General features: G+C 59.4%; 14 protein-coding genes. 8 read left to right on the top strand and 6 right to left on the bottom strand.

The genetic code is table 11. The features are described 5' to 3' along the window. Positions 1 to 172: 172 nt before the first annotated feature. Positions 173 to 1,081: a LysR family transcriptional regulator gene (locus ACZ89R_RS21090; RefSeq protein ID WP_192345944.1), complete on the bottom strand. Its 909-nt coding sequence runs from the start codon at positions 1,079 to 1,081 to the stop codon at positions 173 to 175. Positions 1,082 to 1,265: 184 nt separating this feature from the next. Between ACZ89R_RS21090 and amaB the strand changes: the two genes are divergently transcribed. The 8 genes from amaB to ACZ89R_RS21130 all read left to right on the top strand — a co-directional run bounded on the left by amaB (position 1,266) and on the right by ACZ89R_RS21130 (position 11,305). After that, positions 1,266 to 2,756, top strand: a complete 1,491-nt coding sequence (gene amaB, locus ACZ89R_RS21095) for an L-piperidine-6-carboxylate dehydrogenase (RefSeq protein ID WP_095634030.1) — start codon at positions 1,266 to 1,268, stop codon at positions 2,754 to 2,756. A gap of 153 nt (positions 2,757 to 2,909) precedes the next feature. Then, positions 2,910 to 4,193 (top strand): L-pipecolate oxidase, encoded by a 1,284-nt coding sequence (gene amaA / locus ACZ89R_RS21100; protein WP_429544699.1) that lies wholly within the window; start codon positions 2,910 to 2,912, stop codon positions 4,191 to 4,193. 363 nt (positions 4,194 to 4,556) lie between these two features. Continuing rightward, a complete protein-coding gene (locus ACZ89R_RS21105) occupies positions 4,557 to 5,690 on the top strand; it encodes an ABC transporter substrate-binding protein (RefSeq protein ID WP_429544698.1) in 1,134 nt (377 codons plus the stop codon). A 240-nt stretch (positions 5,691 to 5,930) separates the two neighbouring features. After that, on the top strand, positions 5,931 to 6,845 hold the full coding sequence (locus tag ACZ89R_RS21110) for an ABC transporter permease subunit (RefSeq protein WP_192345939.1): 915 nt from the start codon (positions 5,931 to 5,933) through the stop codon (positions 6,843 to 6,845). Positions 6,846 to 6,848: 3 nt separating this feature from the next. Beyond that, on the top strand, positions 6,849 to 8,132 hold the full coding sequence (gene livM, locus ACZ89R_RS21115) for a high-affinity branched-chain amino acid ABC transporter permease LivM (protein ID WP_008009773.1): 1,284 nt from the start codon (positions 6,849 to 6,851) through the stop codon (positions 8,130 to 8,132). Continuing rightward, entirely contained in the window at positions 8,129 to 9,001 is an 873-nt protein-coding gene (locus tag ACZ89R_RS21120; RefSeq protein WP_008009771.1) for an ABC transporter ATP-binding protein, read from the top strand. Before livM ends, ACZ89R_RS21120 begins: the two co-directional genes overlap by 4 nt. Further along, on the top strand, positions 8,998 to 9,714 hold the full coding sequence (locus ACZ89R_RS21125; RefSeq protein ID WP_007902726.1) for an ABC transporter ATP-binding protein: 717 nt from the start codon (positions 8,998 to 9,000) through the stop codon (positions 9,712 to 9,714). The genes ACZ89R_RS21120 and ACZ89R_RS21125 overlap by 4 nt, the downstream gene beginning before the upstream one ends. Before the next feature lie 829 nt (positions 9,715 to 10,543). Beyond that, positions 10,544 to 11,305 carry an SDR family oxidoreductase gene (locus tag ACZ89R_RS21130; protein ID WP_192345937.1) on the top strand — a complete coding sequence of 254 codons (762 nt, stop codon included), beginning with the start codon at positions 10,544 to 10,546 and terminating at the stop codon, positions 11,303 to 11,305. A gap of 122 nt (positions 11,306 to 11,427) precedes the next feature. Here ACZ89R_RS21130 and ACZ89R_RS21135 read toward each other — a convergent pair whose 3' ends face one another. The 5 genes from ACZ89R_RS21135 to ureE all read right to left on the bottom strand — a co-directional run bounded on the left by ACZ89R_RS21135 (position 11,428) and on the right by ureE (position 15,152). Continuing rightward, positions 11,428 to 12,555: an AGE family epimerase/isomerase gene (locus ACZ89R_RS21135; RefSeq protein WP_429544697.1), complete on the bottom strand. Its 1,128-nt coding sequence runs from the start codon at positions 12,553 to 12,555 to the stop codon at positions 11,428 to 11,430. Between the two features lie 186 nt (positions 12,556 to 12,741). Further along, positions 12,742 to 13,314, bottom strand: a complete 573-nt coding sequence (locus ACZ89R_RS21140; RefSeq protein ID WP_192345933.1) for a HupE/UreJ family protein — start codon at positions 13,312 to 13,314, stop codon at positions 12,742 to 12,744. Positions 13,315 to 13,342: 28 nt separating this feature from the next. Continuing rightward, a complete protein-coding gene (gene ureG / locus ACZ89R_RS21145; protein ID WP_007939066.1) occupies positions 13,343 to 13,957 on the bottom strand; it encodes an urease accessory protein UreG in 615 nt (204 codons plus the stop codon). A 23-nt stretch (positions 13,958 to 13,980) separates the two neighbouring features. Next, positions 13,981 to 14,655: an urease accessory protein UreF gene (locus ACZ89R_RS21150; protein ID WP_429544696.1), complete on the bottom strand. Its 675-nt coding sequence runs from the start codon at positions 14,653 to 14,655 to the stop codon at positions 13,981 to 13,983. Continuing rightward, entirely contained in the window at positions 14,652 to 15,152 is a 501-nt protein-coding gene (gene ureE, locus ACZ89R_RS21155) for an urease accessory protein UreE (protein ID WP_123499796.1), read from the bottom strand. Before ureE ends, ACZ89R_RS21150 begins: the two co-directional genes overlap by 4 nt. Positions 15,153 to 15,335: the final 183 nt, after the last annotated feature.

Raw genomic sequence — 15,335 nt, forward strand, 5'->3', positions numbered from 1 at the left:
GCGGTGAGGATTGCCAGCGATTTTTGCATCAGCGCGAATTGCCTCTGTAGGAGCTGTCGAGTGCAACGAGGCTGCGATCTCTTGATCTTGCTTTTAAGATCACAATCAAAAGATCGCAGCCTCGTTGCACTCGACAGCTCCTACATAGCTACTACACAGCTCCTACGGAGAGTTAATCGTTAGATGTGGGATTATCGATCTGCTCCAGCATCCACTTCACAAAATCCCGCACCTTGGGTACTTCCGCCGAATGCTCCGGATACGCCAGGTAATAGGCGTCGGTGCTGGGCATCGCATGCTTCCAGGGAATGACCAGTTTGCCGTCAGCCAATTCCTCTTCCACCAGAAACTTCGGCAGCAGCGCCACGCCGCAGCCGACCTGGGCGGCGCGGATGCACATGTAGAAGGTTTCGAAACGCGGGCCGTGGTAGCTGTGTTCGGTATGGTAGCCCTGGCTGTCGAACCAGTCGTGCCAGGCTTGAGGCCGGGAAGCGTTCTGCAGCAGGACCAGGTCGGTGAGTTGCGTAGGGTCGGTAAACGGCGTATCCGGCAGGCTGCCCGGCGCGCAGACCGGCACCAGCTCCTCGCCAAACAGCTTCAGGCATTCGGTGCCGGGCCGAGAGCCCTGGCCAAAGTAGAACGCCAGGTCGCTGCGACCTTGCAACAGATCATCCGCTTCCTGTTCGCTGCACAGGTCCAGATGGATCGACGGATGGCGCAGGCGCCAGCCTTTCAAACGTGGCACCAGCCAGCGTGCACCGAAGGTCGGAGGCGTCGAGACGCGCAAGACTTCGGTGTCACCGCCGTAGGAGCGCAGGTAATGGGTCGACATTTCGACTTGGGTGAGGATTTTTCGCACTTCCACCAGGTACAAATCGCCGGCGGGGGTCATTTGCAGACGTCGGCGCACCCGGCGGAACAGCAAGTGTTGCAACAACTCTTCGAGTTGCGCGACCTGTTTGCTTACGGCGCTCTGCGTCAGGTTCAGCTCTTCGGCGGCACGGGTGAAGCTCAAATGCCGGGTCACGGCCTCAAAGCACTGCAACGCGGTGATCGACGGCAAGTAGCGTTTATTCAGCATGGGTGGTCCTTTTTCTTGTTTCTCTGTGCTCTTTTTTACCGGCAGATTCGCAGCATGAATAAACGGAATGATATCTCTCTTAAAGGTCGTTTGTTGGGTAACCTCCGGGGAGCTAAAACTACAGGTCTGATCAGCCGAATAAATCCGGCTGCACGTTTTCTGTTTTTTGCTTGAGGAGTGACCCATGGTTGCCGCATTGCTTGATCGTCTTGGTGTGAACCCGGCCCTGTACCAGAACGGCAAAGTGCCGGTGCATTCGCCTATCGATGGCAGCCGTATCGCTGCCGTGAACTGGGAAGGCGCCGCTGAAGTCGAGCAGCACATCAGTCGCGCAGATCATGCGTTCGAACTGTGGCGCAAGGTTCCGGCGCCGCGCCGTGGCGAATTGGTGCGCCAATTGGGCGACATCTTGCGCGAATACAAGGCTGACCTCGGTGAGCTGGTGTCCTGGGAAGCTGGCAAGATCACTCAGGAAGGTTTGGGTGAAGTTCAGGAAATGATCGACATCTGCGACTTCGCGGTCGGTCTGTCCCGTCAGCTGTACGGTTTGACCATCGCCTCCGAGCGTCCTGGCCACCACATGCGCGAAACCTGGCACCCGCTGGGCGTCGTCGGCGTGATCAGCGCGTTCAACTTCCCGGTCGCCGTTTGGGCCTGGAACGCCACGCTGGCGCTGGTCTGCGGCAACCCGGTGATCTGGAAACCGTCGGAGAAAACCCCGCTGACCGCGTTGGCCTGCCAGGCGTTGTTCGACCGCGTCCTGAAAAATTTCAGCGACGCACCACCGCACCTGAGCCAAGTGATTATCGGCGGCCGCGATGCCGGCGAAGCGTTGGTCGATGACCCACGTGTCGCGCTGGTCAGCGCCACAGGCAGCACCCGCATGGGCCGCGAAGTGGCGCCGAAAATCGCGGCACGTTTTGCCCGCAGCATTCTCGAGCTGGGCGGCAACAACGCGATGATCCTCGGCCCAAGTGCCGATCTGGACATGGCCGTACGGGCGATTCTGTTCAGCGCCGTCGGCACCGCCGGTCAGCGTTGCACTACGTTGCGTCGCCTGATCGCCCATGAGTCGGTGAAGGAGGAAATCGTCACCCGCCTGAAAGCCGCTTATTCCAAAGTGCGCATCGGCCATCCGCTGGAAGGCAATCTGATTGGGCCGCTGATCGACAAACACAGCTTCGAAAATATGCAGGACGCGCTGGAGCAGGCCTTGAGTGAAGGCGGCCGGGTGTTCGGCGGCAAGCGTCAGCTGGAAGACAAATTCCCCAACGCTTACTACGTTTCGCCAGCCATCGTCGAAATGCCGGAACAGAGCGATGTGGTGTGCAGCGAAACCTTCGCGCCGATTCTGTACGTGATCGGTTACAACGATTTCGAAGAGGCGCTGCGCCTGAACAACGCCGTGCCGCAAGGCCTGTCATCGTGCATCTTCACCACCGACGTGCGTGAAGCCGAGCGGTTCATGTCGGCGGTGGGCAGTGATTGCGGCATCGCCAACGTCAATATCGGCCCGAGCGGCGCGGAAATCGGCGGCGCGTTTGGCGGCGAGAAAGAGACGGGCGGTGGTCGTGAATCCGGTTCGGATGCATGGCGCGGGTACATGCGCCGTCAGACCAATACCGTGAACTATTCGCTGGAGTTGCCGTTGGCTCAGGGGATTACGTTCGACTGAGGCTTGAGACAAACAGTGATCCCCTGTGGGAGCGAGCCTGCTCGCGATAGCGGTTTATCAGTCACATAGGTACTGGATGTGCCGACGCTATCGCGAGCAGGCTCGCTCCCACATTGAATGGTGTGTTGGTTAGGTTTCTGTTGGAGTCTGGCAATGCCGTTACGCGAAGAGTGTCTGTGGGAAAAACTGACGCCGCAAAGGCCCGACAACGTGGCGCTCAAGGGCGAGGTGACGGTGGATGTCTGCGTCATCGGTGCCGGTTTCACCGGTTTGTCGGCGGCGGTGCATCTGCTGGAACAAGGTAAAAGTGTCTGTGTGCTGGAAGCGCATCGCGCCGGGCATGGCGGTTCGGGGCGTAACGTCGGGCTGGTCAACGCCGGGATGTGGATTGCACCGGATGAAATCGAAGCCGGTTTCGGCGAGGCGGTCGGCAGTCAGCTCAACCGCATGCTGGGTGCGGCGCCGTCCCTGGTGTTCAGCCTGGTCGATAAATACAACATCGATTGCCAGTTACGCCGCGAAGGCACGCTGCACATGGCGCACAACGCGCGTGGCGAAGCGGATCTGCGCAGTCGCGAAGAACAATGGAAACGTCGTGGTGCACCGGTGGAACTGTTAACCGGTCAAGCCTGCGAACAAGCCACCGGCACAAAAAAGATCGCCGCCGCTCTGCTCGATCGGCGTGCTGGCACGATCAACCCGATGGCCTACACCACGGGGCTGGCCAACGCGGCCATCAGCCTCGGCGGTCAGCTATTCGGTCATTCCCCGGTCACCCGACTCGAACGTCAGGGCCAGCGCTGGTCGGTGCAAACCGCCCAGGGTTCGGTGCTGGCCGAGCAGGTGGTCATCGCCTCTAACGCCTATACCGAAGGTGACTGGACGGAGCTGCGGCGCAATTTCTTCCCCGGTTATTACTATCAAGTGGCCTCAGTGCCGCTGACCGAAGACGCCGCGCAACAGATTCTGCCCGGCGGCCAGGGTTCCTGGGATACCCGACAAGTGCTCAGCAGCATCCGTCGCGATGCCGAAGGGCGGTTGTTGCTCGGCAGTCTCGGCAATGGCAACCAGAAACCGACCTGGTTCCTGAAAGCCTGGGCCGACCGAGTTCAGCAGCATTACTTTCCGTACTTGAAGCCTGTGGAGTGGGAGTGCACCTGGACCGGTTGTATCGCCTTCACGCCGGATCATTTGATGCGCCTGTTTGAGCCGGCACCAGGTCTGGTGGCAGTCACCGGCTACAACGGGCGAGGCGTGACCACCGGTACAGTCGTCGGCAAAGCCTTTGCCGATTATTTGTGTAATGGAAATCCTCGGGCCTTGCCGATTCCTTTCGCGCCCATGCAGCCATTGGCGGGTGTGGGGCTGCGAAGCTGCCTGTATGAAGCCGGATTTTCGTTGTATCACGCGGGCCAGTGCCTGCGGATCGTCATCTGATTGTTGAAATATGTTGCTGGAAGCGGCGCTTTTCAGCGAAGCGGCTAGCCTGTAATGGTGCGGGTTGTAGCAGTCCCGCACCAGCAGTGTGCAGTTAGGTGACGCGGGCTGTTACAGGCTGGTTGCACATCGTTTGGCGCTGCGGTTGCAATGATGGCGCGTGCGGGTTGCGCCTTTAAAAACAAATGGTTTCACCTCCCGCGGTTTAGACGGTTGCACGCCCAATGAAAATGGGCCCGAAACAGTCGAAAAAACAATAAGGCAACGACTTTTCCCAGAATAAAAAACCGATGGCACGGCCCTTGCTCTGAGCATTCAGAGAAGTCGCAGTGCCAACTAAAAAAAACCTTGGAGCACCACCTCATGTCCCAGACGTTTTACAAGAAAGGCTTTCTGGCCCTCGCAGTGGCAACTGCGTTGGGTGTTTCTGCGTTTGCACAGGCTGATGTGAAAATTGGTGTGGCGGGGCCGATGACAGGCGCCAACGCCGCATTTGGCGAGCAGTACATGAAGGGGGCGCAGGCCGCGGCAGACGAGATCAATGCCAAGGGCGGCGTGAACGGGGAAAAAATCCTGCTGGTCAAAGGCGATGACGCCTGCGAACCGAAACAGGCTGTGACGGTCGCCAAGGACCTGACCAACCAGAAAGTCGCTGGCGTAGTCGGTCACTTCTGCTCCTCGTCGACCATCCCGGCCTCCGAGATCTACGACGAAGCGGGCATCATCGCGATCACTCCAGGTTCGACCAACCCGGCGGTTACCGAGCGCGGCCTGAGTGCCATGTTCCGTATGTGCGGGCGTGACGATCAGCAAGGCATCGTGGCCGGCGACTACATCGTCGACGTGCTCAAGGGCAAGAAAGTGGTGGTCCTGCATGACAAGGACACCTACGGCCAAGGTCTGGCGGATGCTACCAAGGCTCAACTGGCCAAGCGCGGTGTAACGCCAGTGCTGTATGAAGGCCTGACCCGTGGCGAAAAAGACTTCAGCACCATCGTCACCAAAATCCGCGGCGCTGGCGCCGACGTCGTTTACTTCGGTGGCCTGCACCCGGAAGCCGGTCCTCTGGTTCGTCAACTGCGTGAGCAAGGCCTCAAAGACGTCAAGTTCATGTCCGACGACGGCATCGTAACCGACGAACTGGTGACCACCGCTGGCGGTCCGCAATTCGTTGACGGCGTACTGATGACCTTTGGTGCCGACCCGCGTCTGCTGCCAGACAGCAAGGCCGTGGTGGATGCGTTCCGCGCCAAGGGCACTGAGCCTGAAGGCTACACCCTGTACGCCTATGCTTCGGTCCAGACCCTCGCGGCTGCCTTCAATGGCGCCAAGAAGAATGATGGCGAAGCGGCGGCCAAATGGCTGAAGGCCAACTCGGTCCAGACCGTAATGGGCAAGAAAGAGTGGGACGCCAAGGGCGACCTGAAAGTCTCCGACTACGTGGTTTACCAGTGGGACAAGGATGGCAAATACCACCAGCTGGAAAAACAGAAGTAAGGGCTGACACGATCAGTTGAACCCCACAAGTCCCTGTGGGCGCGAGCCTGCTCGCGAAGACGGATTGACAGACAGCAGCTTTGTTGAATGTTCAACCGCTTTCGCGAGCAGGCTCGCTCCCACACTGAATCAGTGGGGCCAGGCTGATCGTGGCTGACATTACTCCGACGTAAATCTGTATTTTTCCTAGAAGAATCGCACATCACTGGTGTGCAGGTTCTCACTGCGTGAGATTGCGTTATGGATGGTATTTTCCTGCAGCAACTGGTCAACGGCCTGACCCTCGGGTCGGTCTATGGCCTGATCGCCATCGGCTACACAATGGTCTATGGCATCATCGGCATGATCAACTTCGCCCACGGCGAGGTTTACATGATTTCCGCTTACCTCGCGGCAATCAGTCTGGCTCTGCTGGCATACTTCGGTATTGAATCCTTCCCGCTGCTGATGCTTGGCACACTGGTCTTCACCATCATCGTCACGGCGGTGTATGGCTGGGTCATCGAGCGCGTCGCCTACAAACCGCTGCGCAACTCCACCCGACTGGCACCGCTGATCAGTGCCATCGGTATTTCGCTGATCCTGCAAAACTATGCACAGATTGCCCAAGGCGCCCGTCAACAAGGCGTACCGACACTGCTGACTGGTGCATGGCGAGTTGAGGTTGGAACCGGCTTCGTCCAGCTCACCTACACCAAAATCTTCATTCTGGTCGCAGCGTTTGTCGGGATGGCCCTGCTGACCTACGTCATCAAGTACACCAAGCTCGGCCGTATGTGCCGCGCCACCCAGCAAGACCGCAAGATGGCCTCGATCCTGGGGATCAACACCGATCGCGTCATTTCCTACGTGTTCATCATCGGTGCGGCGATGGCGGCCCTGGCCGGCGTGCTGATCACCATGAACTACGGCACATTCGACTTCTACGCGGGCTTCATCATTGGCATCAAGGCGTTCACCGCCGCGGTACTTGGCGGGATCGGCTCTCTGCCAGGGGCAATGCTTGGCGGGATCATTCTCGGGATCTCCGAGTCTCTGTTCTCTGGCTTGGTCAACTCGGACTACAAAGACGTTTTCAGCTTCTCGCTGCTCGTTCTCGTTCTGGTCTTTCGGCCCCAAGGCCTGCTCGGCCGTCCTCTTGTGTCGAAGGTGTAAGCGATGTCTTCAACCACTAAAAAAACCATTGATCTCAAAAGAAGCCTGGTTGACGCGATTCTTGCCGGCCTGGTGGCCCTGATTGTGTTCGGCCCGATTGTTGGCGTGGTCCTCGACGGCTACGGCTTCAACCTGGAAGCGACCCGGGTGGCATGGATTGTCGCCATCGTCATGGCTGGCCGCTTTGCCTTGAGCCTGTTCCTGCAAACCCCCAAGGGCCTGAGAATTCTCGAAGGCTTTGAAAGCACTGGCTCCGGGGTTCATGTACTGCCGCCTGATTACAAATCCCGCTTGCGCTGGATCATCCCGGTGATGATCGTCATCGCCGTGGTGTTCCCGTTTTTCTCCAACTCCTACCTGCTGGGCGTGGTCATTCTCGGGCTGATCTACGTTCTGTTGGGGCTGGGGCTGAACATCGTGGTCGGCCTGGCCGGCCTGCTCGACCTCGGTTATGTGGCGTTCTACGCCATTGGTGCCTACGGCCTGGCGCTCGGTTATCAATACCTGGGGCTGGGTTTCTGGACGGTGCTGCCGCTGGCGGCAATCACTGCCGGGTTGGCCGGTTGCATCCTGGGTTTTCCAGTACTGCGCCTGCACGGTGACTATCTGGCGATCGTGACGCTGGGGTTCGGTGAAATCATCCGGTTGATCCTCAATAACTGGCTGTCCCTGACCGGCGGCCCGAACGGTATGGCGGCTCCGTTGCCAACGTTCTTTGGCCTGGAGTTCGGCAAAAGGGCGAAAGAGGGTGGGGTGCCGTTCCATGAGTTTTTCGGCATCGCCTATAACCCGGACGTGAAGTATTACTTCATCTACGCGGTGTTGTTCCTGGTGGTACTGGCCGTGCTGCATATCAAGCACCGCTTGACCCGGATGCCAGTCGGCCGGGCGTGGGAAGCGTTGCGTGAAGACGAAATCGCCTGCCGTTCCATGGGCCTGAACCATGTACTGGTCAAGCTGTCGGCGTTCACTATCGGCGCATCGACTGCCGGCCTGGCGGGTGTGTTCTTCGCTACTTATCAGGGGTTCGTCAACCCGACCTCGTTCACCTTCTTCGAATCGGCGCTGATCCTCGCCATTGTGGTGCTCGGCGGCATGGGCTCGACCATCGGCGTGGTAATTGCGGCGTTCGTGCTGACGGTAGCCCCGGAACTGCTGCGCGGCTTCGCTGAGTATCGCGTGCTGCTGTTCGGCATCCTGATGGTATTGATGATGATCTGGCGACCGCGCGGCCTGATTCGGATCAGCCGTACCGGTGTGACCCCGCGTAAAGGAGTAGCGCCATGAGCGAAGTCGTACTCTCGGTAGACAAACTGATGATGCACTTTGGCGGCATCAAGGCTCTGAGCGATGTCAGCCTGAAGGTCAAGCGCAACTCGATCTTCGCCCTGATCGGCCCCAACGGCGCCGGCAAGACCACCGTGTTCAACTGCTTGACCGGATTCTACAAAGCGTCCGGCGGGCATATCGAACTCAACACCCGCGGTGTGAAAACCGACGTCATCAAAATGCTCGGTGAGCCGTTCAAGGCCGTCGATTTCGTTTCACCCAAAAGCTTTATCAACCGACTCCGCTACAAGATGTTCGGCGGCACGCACCTGATCAACCGTGCCGGTCTGGCGCGGACTTTCCAGAACATTCGCCTGTTCAGGGAAATGTCGGTGCTGGAAAACCTGCTGGTGGCCCAGCATATGTGGGTCAACCGCGGCATGCTGGCCGGCATCCTCAACACCAAGGGTTACCGCAAGGCCGAAAGCGATGCGCTGGACCATGCGTTCTACTGGCTGGAAGTGGTGGATCTGGTGGACTGCGCCAACCGCTTGGCCGGTGAGCTGTCCTACGGTCAGCAACGCCGTCTGGAGATCGCCCGGGCCATGTGTACCCGGCCGCAGATCATCTGCCTCGACGAACCGGCCGCCGGCCTCAACCCTCAGGAAACCGAAGCGCTGAGCGCGATGATCCGGCTGCTGCGCGACGAGCACGATCTGACCGTGGTGCTGATCGAACACGACATGGGCATGGTAATGAGTATTTCCGACCACATCGTTGTACTGGACCATGGCGTTGTCATTGCCGAGGGCGGGCCTGAAGCGATTCGACACGATCCGAAAGTGATTGCCGCCTACCTGGGCGCCGAAGAAGAGGAAGTGGTATGAGTAAACCCATCCTCGAACTCAAGGATCTGGACGTGTTCTACGGGCCGATTCAGGCCCTGAAGAAAGTCTCGTTGCATATCAATGAAGGTGAAACCGTCAGCCTGATCGGCTCCAACGGCGCCGGCAAATCGACCCTGCTGATGTCGATCTTCGGCCAGCCGCGGGCCGCTGACGGGCAAATCGTCTATCAGGGTGTGGATATCACCCATAAGTCGTCCCACTACATCGCGTCCAACGGTATCGCTCAATCGCCGGAAGGTCGGCGGGTGTTCCCTGACATGACCGTCGAGGAAAACCTGTTGATGGGTACGATTCCAATTGGTGACAAGTACGCCAAGGAAGACATGCAGCGCATGTTCGAGTTGTTTCCACGGCTCGAAGAGCGGCGTACCCAACGCGCCATGACCATGTCTGGCGGCGAGCAGCAAATGCTCGCCATCGCCCGGGCGCTCATGAGTCGGCCGAAGCTGTTGCTGCTCGATGAGCCCAGCCTGGGTCTGGCGCCGATTGTGGTGAAACAGATCTTCGCGACCCTGCGGGAACTGGCCAGCACCGGTATGACCATCTTCCTGGTGGAGCAGAACGCCAACCACGCCCTCAAGTTGTCGGACCGGGCCTACGTGATGGTCAACGGCGAGATCCGCCTCAGCGGCACCGGCAAGGAGCTGCTGGTGAACGATGAGGTGCGTAACGCCTACCTTGGCGGCCACTAAACCGAAGAGCCCAAAAAGCGCCCTGACGCACTCAACGTCAGGGCGTTTTTTTATGCCCGAATCCCCCGTAGGAGCTGCCGAAGGCTGCGATCTTTTGATCTTGCTTTGAGGTGTCTTTGGAAAAGATCGCAGCCTTCGGCAGCTCCTACACAGGATGGTGCTTTGAGGTAAAGGGAAATTGTGGAAAACAATATTCACGACCTCTCAAAGCGCGACATAAAGCCGCTGCAAATTACTGTTTTATCACGGTTTTGACTTGTCCCCGTTTGCTGTGGAGCTGGCTGTGAATAACGTGGGAGTAGCTGGCTGCAAGCCTTTGAATCCGTGGCTTGCAGCGATGTGATTGTTTTTTGATCAGGTGTTTTTGCTGGACCTCGAGCCGGCTTTGTCAACCTTTTTGTTAGGGGAAAACCTGGCATGAATCGAGGTGGACAAGCCTGTGGATAAGTCTGTGGTTAAACTATGGAAAGAGTCGGCTGAGGGCCGTAGTTACTGGCTTGGAGCCATCGTCGGTTTGACCGCCCGGTCGTGCAAATTGCCCGGGGTTACACAGCAGGCACCTGAGGGTCAAGCAAAAAACTTTCTAATCTGCCCGCAAAGCCTTATAGGCAGCGGCTTGCAGCTTTTGCACTTGCCCCCGGAAACTGTGGACCGGCCTGTGGATAAGGTGCGCGTACATGGCTGCAAGCCACAGCCCATATGGCGTTGCCGGTGTTGATTGTTTTTTGTACGGTTTTTGCGATGGTTGCCGCTGTGGACAAGGCCGGGCATGCTGGCAACTGATTTTCTATTCCAAGGGCTGTCGATCAGCCGAAGCAAGGAGAACACGATGTCCAACACCCTGTTTATTACCGGCGCGACTTCCGGTTTTGGTGAAGCCTGCGCCCGTCGTTTTGCCGAAGCCGGCTGGAAACTGGTGCTGACAGGTCGTCGTGAAGAGCGCCTCAATGCCCTGTGCGCCGAGTTGTCGAAGCAGACCGAGGTTCATGGCCTGGTGCTCGACGTACGGGATCGCAAAGCCATGGAGCAAGCGATTGCCAACCTGCCGCCGTCCTTCGCCAAGCTGCGCGGGCTGATCAACAACGCCGGCCTGGCCTTGGGCGTGGACCCGGCTCCCAAGTGCGATCTTGATGATTGGGACACCATGGTCGACACCAATATCAAAGGCCTGATGTACAGCACTCGCCTGTTGTTGCCGCGTTTGATCGCTCACGGTCGTGGCGCCAGCATCGTCAACCTCGGTTCCATCGCCGGCAACTACCCGTACCCGGGCAGCCACGTGTATGGCGCGAGCAAGGCGTTCGTCAAACAGTTCTCCCTGAACCTGCGTTGCGACCTGCAAGGGACTGGCGTGCGGGTCAGCAACATCGAGCCGGGCCTGTGCGAGAGCGAGTTCTCGCTGGTGCGTTTCGCCGGTGACCAGGAGCGTTACAACGCCACTTACGCTGGCGCCGAGCCGATCCAGCCGCAAGACATCGCCGAGACCATTTTCTGGGTGCTCAACGCACCGGCCCACATCAACATCAACAGCCTTGAGCTGATGCCGGTGAGCCAGACCTGGAGCGGGTTTGCGATTGAGCGTAAGGCGTAAGGCCGAGTAACGACCAATCGCGAGCAGGCTCGCTCCCACAGTAGATCTCCTTTGACCGCACTACTTGTGGACAACAGAGATCAAATGTGGGAGCGAGCCTGCTCGCGAAAGCAATCTCTCAGTCAGCGCAAATACTCGGCCAGCCCGCGATAGCAGGTCGCCAAGTGATAAGGCGTAGTCGAAGGCATGTCCTTGCGGCTCACTTCGCCCTGCTCATCGCGACACTCATACCAGCCGCCCGCATGCAAAAAGCGCTGTTGCATCGCCTGCAATTGGCGCTGCACAGAGGCTTCGCTGCCCGGGCGCAAGGTCAGTGCGCGCAGGTATTCGGCCTGGGCCCAGATGCGTTGGGTCGCATCACGAGGATGGTCGTCCAGTTCCAGCATCGCGCGCACAGCACCTGTGTGCTGATCCACACCCAGTTGCTCAGTCAGCGTAAAGGCGTGGTCCAGCGAGGCATGCAATTTGGAGCCGCGCAGCAAGGGTGAGGACTCCAGCAGGAAATACCATTCGAACTGATGGCCTGGCTCGAACCAGTTATCCACAGCGCCCAGCGGCTTTTCCATCAATACCGCGTGTTGCGGATCGATAAAGCGCTGCTGCATGGCTGTGCATAACTCGACAAGCGCATTCTGCACAGCAACGTCCTCGCGCACCGAAAGGATGGCAAGGAAGGCTTCGGCCAGATGCATCAATGGATTTTGCAGCGGCCCGGCGTTGAGCGAGGACCAATCACGGTCCAGGCTGGCTTCGTACAGGCCGTCGCCTGTGGCGAAGCGCTGCGCCAACACTTCCAGCGTGGCGTTGAGTACCGACTCCACCAGCGGTTCGCGAACCTTGTCCCAATAATGGGCGCAGGCGAACAGGATGAAGGCGTGGGTGTAGAGGTCTTTGCGCTGATCCAGCGGCTCACCTTGCGGGTCGATGCTGTAGAACCAGCCGCCATGCTCGGCATCGTGGAAATGCTGTTGCAAGGAGCGGAACAGCGCCGCCGCCCGTTCTTCGGCCTGAGGCACTTGGCCGATCAGGCTGGAAAACAGGTACAGCTGCCGCGCGCAAGCCATGGCCCGATAGCGCTGCGGTGGCAACGGCTGATGCTCGGCGTCCAGCGCTTCATAAGGCAATGCCATGTTGGCATTCCAGCCGGGGCCTTGCCAGAGCGGCACGATCACGTCCTGGAAGTGCTGTTGCACCGAGGCGAACAGGGCGGTCAATTCAGGCTGGGAAGCGGAGCGGGAAACATGCGGCATTGGCTGGCGTCGTCACGGCAGGGTTAATTGCGCGACATGTTAGCAGGCCTGAGAGACGCGGTGTCTGTCAGGCCGTCTTCGCGGGCAAGCCTCGCTCCTACAGGTTATTCGTCGTACGTAATCCGACCACAACTCCTGTAGGAGCGAGGTTTGCCCGCGAAGAGGCCATAACAGACGATAAAGAAATCAACCCGCCAGCAACCACACCCCAGTCGCCGCCGAAGCCGCACCCGCCAACCGAACCAGTGGTGCGGCGGCCTGAGGCAAGACGCGAACCACCGCATAACCCGCTGCATGCAAAGCCGCTGTCGCCACCACAAACCCCGCCGCATACGCCCAAGGGCTCGACATCTCCGGCAGTTCCAGACCATGAGCCACGCCATGAAACAGTGCGAACAACGCAGTCGCAGCCACCGCCAGGCTCAACGGCGGACGCACCGCCAAAGCCACCGCCAGGCCCAACGCCAATACCGATGCCGCAATCCCGCTTTCCAGTGCTGGCAGGTTCAACCCTTCAAAGCCCAGCAGCCCGCCGATCAGCATAGTGCCCACGAATGTGCAGGGCAGTGCCCAGCGTGCAGAACCTTTCTGCTGCGCGGCCCACAACCCTACGGCAACCATCGCCAACAAATGATCGAGACCGCCGATCGGGTGGCTGATGCCGGCCATCAGGCCATTGTCGCCGTGCCCAGGATGCGCGAATGCGATGGCCGGGGTCAGCAGCAGGGCCATGGCGCCCAGAATGCGTTTCAGTGTCATGGATAAGCTTCCTTGTTGATAAATGTGATCAGGCCGCAGTCAGCAAACCCTGGCGTTCGATGAAGGCGATGATTGCTTCCAGACCCTGGCCGGTTTTCTGGTTGCTGAAGACGAACGGTTTGCCGTTGCGCATGCGTTGGGTGTCGCTGTCCATCATCTCTAGCGAGGCGCCTACCAGCGGCGCCAGGTCGATCTTGTTGATCACCAGCAAATCGGATTTGCAGATCCCCGGCCCGCCCTTGCGCGGCAGTTTGTCGCCGGCCGAAACGTCGATCACGTAGATAGTCAGGTCCGACAATTCCGGGCTGAAGGTCGCCGAAAGGTTGTCACCGCCGGACTCCACCAGAATCAGGTCCAGCCCCGGGAAGCGCCGGTTCAGTTGATCCACGGCTTCGAGGTTGATCGAGGCGTCTTCGCGGATCGCTGTATGCGGGCAACCGCCGGTTTCCACACCAATGATCCGCTCCGGCGCCAGCGCTTCGTTGCGCACCAGGAAGTCGGCGTCTTCGCGGGTGTAGATGTCGTTGGTCACGACGGCCAGGTTGTAGCGCTCGCGCAGGGCCAGGCACAGGGCCAGGGTCAGGGCGGTTTTGCCGGAACCGACCGGGCCGCCGATGCCGACGCGCAGAGGTTGTGTGTTCATGTGGTTCTCCAAAATAAAAGGCCCTAGGAGCGGAACAGACGGCTGTACTGGCGCTCATGGGCCATGCACGCCAGGGACAGGCCGAAAGCGGCGCTGCCAGAGTGTTCGGGGTTGATTCGGGTGGCGTCTTGCTGCGCCTGTTGCAGCAACGGCAGCAATTGGCTGGTCAGGCGCTGGGCGGCTTGCTGGCCAAGGGGCAGGGTTTTCATCAGCACCGCCAATTGGTTTTCCAGCCAGCTCCAGAGCCAGGCGGCCAGCGCATCTTGCGGGCTGATCTGCCAGGCGCGGGCCGCGAGCGCCCAGCCAAGGGCCAGGTGTGGTTCAGGGCATTGGTCGAGAAAGGCCCGGGCCGGCGCATCCAGTTCCGGTAAGCCGTTGAGCAGTTGCTGCAAGGAATAGCCCATCTGTCGACTTTCCTGATGCAGCTCGCGGGTTTCCCGGCTGGCGCGATGTTCTTCGCAGCGTTGCAGCAACTCACCCCAGTTTTCCTCGGCCGCGGCGATGCAATGGGCGAGCAGCAACGGTGCTTCGAAACGCGCAAGGTTCAGCAATAACTGATCGCTGATCCAGCGCCGCGCGCTGTCGGGATCGTCCACTCGGCCGTTATCCACAGCCATCTCCAGGCCCTGGGAATAGCTGTAGCCGCCGATCGGCAGCTGCGGGCTGGCCAGACGCAGCAGCGCCCAGGCCGGGTTCATAAGCGCACGCCGAACTGGTGCAGTTTCGGCGGGTAGTTGAAATCCTCGTCACCGTGGCGCGAATGGTGATGGCCGCCGCCGTAGGCACCGTGTTCCGGCTGGAATGGCGCTTCAATGTTCTCGGCATTGGCGCCCAGTTGCTCGAGCATGGCCTTGAGCACGTAATCGTCGAGCAGGCGCAACCAGCCATCGCCGACTTGCAGGGCTACATGGCGATTGCCCAAGTGATAGGCGGCGCGGGTCAGTTCGAAGGCGTTGGCGCAGGTGACGTGCAGCAGTTGTTCGGGGCGAGCGCAGACGCGAACCACGCGCCCATCTTCAGCCTGTAGGCATTCGCCATCATACAGCGGTGGCTGACCGCGCTCCAAAAACAACCCGACGTCTTCATTCTCGGCACTGAAACAGCGCAAGCGGCTTTTGCTCCGGGCTTCGAAGGTCAGGTGCAACTCGGCGGCCCAGACGGGTTGAGGGTCGATTCTGCGATGAATCACCAGCATCGGAAGGCTTCCAGCAATGGACAATGCTCAGGGATAGAGCAAGGGGCTTGCCAATCGGGTGAAGCGTAGGAAATGCCTGTCGGGGCTTGGTGGATGTTTCAAGATGCTGCCGGAAACCGGATGAATTTGGTGCGATGCAGGGTTGCGCGCACCAAATTGCGGCGCACAAAAAAGATCGCAGCC

The sequence above is a fragment of the Pseudomonas sp. TE3728 genome (assembly GCF_056279145.1).

Coding starts and splice junctions, on each gene's coding strand:
- ACZ89R_RS21090 (WP_192345944.1), bottom strand. CDS start 1,081: ATGCTGAATAAACGCTACTTGCCGTCGATCACCGCGTTGCAGTGCTTT.
- amaB (WP_095634030.1), top strand. CDS start 1,266: ATGGTTGCCGCATTGCTTGATCGTCTTGGTGTGAACCCGGCCCTGTAC.
- amaA (WP_429544699.1), top strand. CDS start 2,910: ATGCCGTTACGCGAAGAGTGTCTGTGGGAAAAACTGACGCCGCAAAGG.
- ACZ89R_RS21105 (WP_429544698.1), top strand. CDS start 4,557: ATGTCCCAGACGTTTTACAAGAAAGGCTTTCTGGCCCTCGCAGTGGCA.
- ACZ89R_RS21110 (WP_192345939.1), top strand. CDS start 5,931: ATGGATGGTATTTTCCTGCAGCAACTGGTCAACGGCCTGACCCTCGGG.
- livM (WP_008009773.1), top strand. CDS start 6,849: ATGTCTTCAACCACTAAAAAAACCATTGATCTCAAAAGAAGCCTGGTT.
- ACZ89R_RS21120 (WP_008009771.1), top strand. CDS start 8,129: ATGAGCGAAGTCGTACTCTCGGTAGACAAACTGATGATGCACTTTGGC.
- ACZ89R_RS21125 (WP_007902726.1), top strand. CDS start 8,998: ATGAGTAAACCCATCCTCGAACTCAAGGATCTGGACGTGTTCTACGGG.
- ACZ89R_RS21130 (WP_192345937.1), top strand. CDS start 10,544: ATGTCCAACACCCTGTTTATTACCGGCGCGACTTCCGGTTTTGGTGAA.
- ACZ89R_RS21135 (WP_429544697.1), bottom strand. CDS start 12,555: ATGCCGCATGTTTCCCGCTCCGCTTCCCAGCCTGAATTGACCGCCCTG.
- ACZ89R_RS21140 (WP_192345933.1), bottom strand. CDS start 13,314: ATGACACTGAAACGCATTCTGGGCGCCATGGCCCTGCTGCTGACCCCG.
- ureG (WP_007939066.1), bottom strand. CDS start 13,957: ATGAACACACAACCTCTGCGCGTCGGCATCGGCGGCCCGGTCGGTTCC.
- ACZ89R_RS21150 (WP_429544696.1), bottom strand. CDS start 14,655: ATGAACCCGGCCTGGGCGCTGCTGCGTCTGGCCAGCCCGCAGCTGCCG.
- ureE (WP_123499796.1), bottom strand. CDS start 15,152: ATGCTGGTGATTCATCGCAGAATCGACCCTCAACCCGTCTGGGCCGCC.